Raw genomic sequence first — 4034 nt, forward strand, 5'->3', positions numbered from 1 at the left:
CATGTACTTTTTCAATACCTAAAAAGGCACTTACCTTTATCTGGTAATTATTTGAGATTTAATCAGCAAACCCTAAATAGTAATATACATCTTCTTGAGAATAGGGATTAGGGGAAAATAATTGATAATTTCTGTACAATAGTTGATTTTATTTTTTATTATCACCAGATGTTTAATGTCCTGTTCACTTAATTAGTGATAATAAAGTTCTTAAGTTAGGGTGACTTAAAGTTAGGAGGGAATAGCTGATACCAAATATCAAAAGTCTTGCTACATCTCCTTGAGAATAGGGAGCGGAAGTAGGGAGTAGGGAGTAGGTTTAAAAGACATTAGATATCTTGGCTTAATACTTATAATCGTTAAAAAAATTACTGAACTATTATTATTATTTAATAACTTAACTCGCATCAGAAGTATAGCATTATTTTTGGGAATTGGTATTAAATATAATTTCTTAGTGCAAATATCTCTTTTATCAAACCCTACTCTTAAAGACGAAGTTTTATAGGGAGATATCTGACTAAAAATATTTTAATTCCCATTATTATTCATAACATTCTTTTTTTTAATTGGTATTAATACAAATTGTACATAGATAAAAAGTTTTGTAGCTACTTCCACTGAAAAATTAGTTAAATATCCCAAGTTTCTGTTAACTTCTAAGAATCTCTTACTATCATATTTCATTTAGAAATCATGTAAAAATAATTGATATGCTAAATCACTCCCTAGAAAAAATTCTTCATCAGATGGTATAATTAAAACATTCTAATTTAATACGAGTCACACAAAAACACTATATATAGCAAACAAAAACTATAACGTTACAGATATATAGTGTTTATAACTCATACCTTGTGTAAGCCCTCATGAAAGTTCAAATATTATAAATAAAGCTAAAATGCTTACTAAAGATCAACAAAAAACAAAACAAAATTGGAAACAAATAGCCAAACAATTTGAAGCTGTTGTAGGCAAAAAAGGCGTAGTTCAACGCAAAGAAGAATTATTAGTATATGAATGTGATGGCCTAGCTAGCTATCGTCAACGTCCCGCATTAGTAATATTACCACGCACTACTGAACAAGTCGCAGAAGCAGTAAAAATATGCGATCGCCTAAATATTCCTTGGCTTCCTAGAGGTGCAGGGACTGGTCTTTCTGGAGGGGCATTACCAATAGAAAACTGCGTTTTAATTGTCACTTCATTAATGCAAAAAATCCTCAAAATAGACTTAGAAAATCAACAAGTTGTGGTACAACCAGGAATTATAAATAATTGGGTAACACAAGCAGTTAGTGGAGCTGGTTTTTATTACGCTCCCGATCCTTCCAGTCAAATTATTTGTTCTATTGGTGGAAATATTGCCGAAAATTCTGGAGGAGTTCATTGTCTCAAATACGGTGTGACAACTAATCATGTTTTAGGATTAAAAATAGTTACTCCTGAAGGTTCAATAGTTGATATTGGCGGGCAAATTTCAGAGATGCCTGGTTATGATTTAACAGGTTTATTTGTAGGTTCCGAAGGTACTCTGGGAATAGCCACAGAAATTACTCTCAGAATTCTCAAATCTCCCGAATCAGTTTGCGTGCTTTTAGCAGGATTTCCTAATATTGAATCTACCGGACAAACTGTATCAGATATTATCAGTTCTGGCATTATTCCTGGTGGTATGGAGATTATGGATAATTTCAGTATTAATACTGTGGAAGATCTAGTCCAAACCAATCTATATCCCCGAAATGCTGCTGCTGTTTTATTAGTAGAATTAGACGGTTTAGAAGTAGAAGTCGAGAAAAATAAACAGCGCATCAAAGAAATATGCGAAAAAAACGGAGCTATAGAAATTACTACTGCTCATGAACCAGAAAAACGGATGAAGCTATGGAAAGGACGGAAAGCTGCTTTTGCTGCTGCTGGTAATATTAGTAAAAATTATTATGTACAAGATGGAGTAATTCCTCGAACAAAAATGGCTTATGTTTTAGGTAAAATTGAAAGGATTAGTAAAAAATATGGTTATCGTATTGCTAATGTATTTCATGCGGGAGATGGGAATCTTCACCCGTTAGTTTTATATGATGATGGTGTTGAAGGTGCTTTAGAAACTGTGGAAGAAATAGGTGGAGAAATTCTCAAGATTTGCGTGGAAGTTGGTGGTAGTTTATCTGGAGAACATGGCATTGGTTCAGATAAGAAATGTTATATGCCTTTAATGTTTAATGAGACAGATTTAGAAACGATGCAATGGGTAAGGAGTGTTTTTAATCCTAAGGGTTTAGCTAATCCTGAAAAAATATTTCCTACACCTCGAACTTGTGGAGAGTCTGCTAATGTTCAGCAGGTTAAACAGTTTGAAGGAGCAGAAGTTTTTTAAATTTTATTTGCCTTAACTCTAAATAAGGTATCTATAAATAAAATATTAAGTCTTGATAGGGTGGGTTAGGCGGAAATAATCTCACAAAATCAAATAATATTTTCCTGGTCGCCGTAACCCACCGCATACTAGATATTTGAAATGTTTCTTTAGATTTATTTTACAGATATCTTTTACAGCACTTTTTAGGAAGCGTGAGGTACAGTTGTAAAGTTAATCTTTTTTTCCCTACTCCCTACTCCCTACTCCCTACTCCCTAAAGTCCTAAAATTTGGATTATTAATCAACAAATGATTGGGCCTCATATTCAGTTTCTTAGCAGATTTAAAAAAGTAGATTACAACCCTGTTTTATAGTAAGTAAATAACTGACTTAATATTAATTATTGGCATCGAATCACCCAATATTTATTATTTATCAAAATAATTTGGGTCTAAAACCCCCCTTTTTAAGACGAAATATTTTTGGAGGTTTGCTCAAATCCCCGTTAAAAAAATAACTTCTAACTTCGTTAACCTTTCTGCTGGCGACGCAAACCAGTCATTGCTAAACTAACAACACCAACAGAAAATAGTGACATGGAAACTGGTTCTGGCACTGTTGCTAATTCATCTGCTAATTCTTCTCCTGCATTACCTAATTTAAGTTGAAATGCTAGTTCCGAACGATGGGGAGCTGTCCTATCTCTAAGATTTTTAGCATCTCCAGTCCAAGTCATAGTGGTTGTACCCGTCAATGTGAAACTCTCCTCTAGATCGGTTAACCATAAATACTGAGAGCTATTAAAGTAATCACATCTAGCTTCAGAGCAAGCAAAACTAGAATTTTCCCCGATCGCCTGACCATTTAGCATTAGATTATCTACTACAACGCTATTACCTTGCTTACGAGCTGTTGTGCGGATAAATATATCGTTGAAAGTATCTGTAATAACATATTCCAAAGTTTGTCCACCAATTTCGTAGGTTAAGGTACTGTCGTCGAATGTCAGAGTAAAATCTTCTCCTTGTCCGCTCACCCAATCAAATCTACGATACTGAGTAGGAACTGTTTGACCACCATTTTCATTGTCGTAATGGATGTTAAATTCATGTTCTGCTGCTCCTGATAAGTCCCCAATTCGTCCCTCTGCAGCAACATCTATTGTTGCACCTAGTTCATTAAAAGCTTCTTCGCCATTGATAACACCTCCTAGAGTAAAAGCATTTGCTGAAACTGGCGCTCCCAAAAATCCAACCGCTGCTGCTGCTAATGCTAGAAATGATGTGTACTTATTCATCTACTTTGCTTCTCTAATTTGTCCTTTCTCTATAATTCCAATCTAAGTTACCCAGAAGCCGATCCGCCACTAAAATAGTAATAATTTACACAATCTTTAAGGTGGGTGAGGAGTTTAAGTATTAATAGGTAAAAGCTATAATTATTCAGATAATAAGCGTATCTGAAAATATACGTAGTACTGAGTAATAATTAAACTTATGTATCAGTCTTTACTCGTAATTAGAGTTTACTGAAAAAGTCTTTTTGCGCTCGGCAGGGAGTAGGGAGTAGCTAAGAATCAAGAGTTGGAGGGAGTTATAGAGGAGGTACTCAGAAAATTTATCCCTTGCCAACTCTGCCCAACTATATGCCAGAATACTCACTTTTGAGCTTT

2 protein-coding genes are annotated in these 4034 nt (G+C 34.4%); one reads left to right on the plus strand and one right to left on the minus strand.

Translation table 11 applies throughout. The annotated features are described in order from the left end of the window. Window positions 1–901: 901 nt before the first annotated feature. The gene (glcD, locus tag AC3DU7_RS27375) at window positions 902–2380 is read left to right on the plus strand and encodes a glycolate oxidase subunit GlcD (RefSeq protein ID WP_488042419.1); all 1479 of its coding nucleotides are present in this window, start codon (window positions 902–904) and stop codon (window positions 2378–2380) included. A 511-nt stretch (window positions 2381–2891) separates the two neighbouring features. Here glcD and AC3DU7_RS27380 read toward each other — a convergent pair. Then, window positions 2892–3659 (minus strand): choice-of-anchor W domain-containing protein, encoded by a 768-nt coding sequence (locus tag AC3DU7_RS27380; protein WP_488042420.1) that lies wholly within the window; start codon window positions 3657–3659, stop codon window positions 2892–2894. Between the last annotated feature and the right edge of the window lie 375 nt (window positions 3660–4034).

This window comes from Okeania sp. (assembly GCF_983059655.1).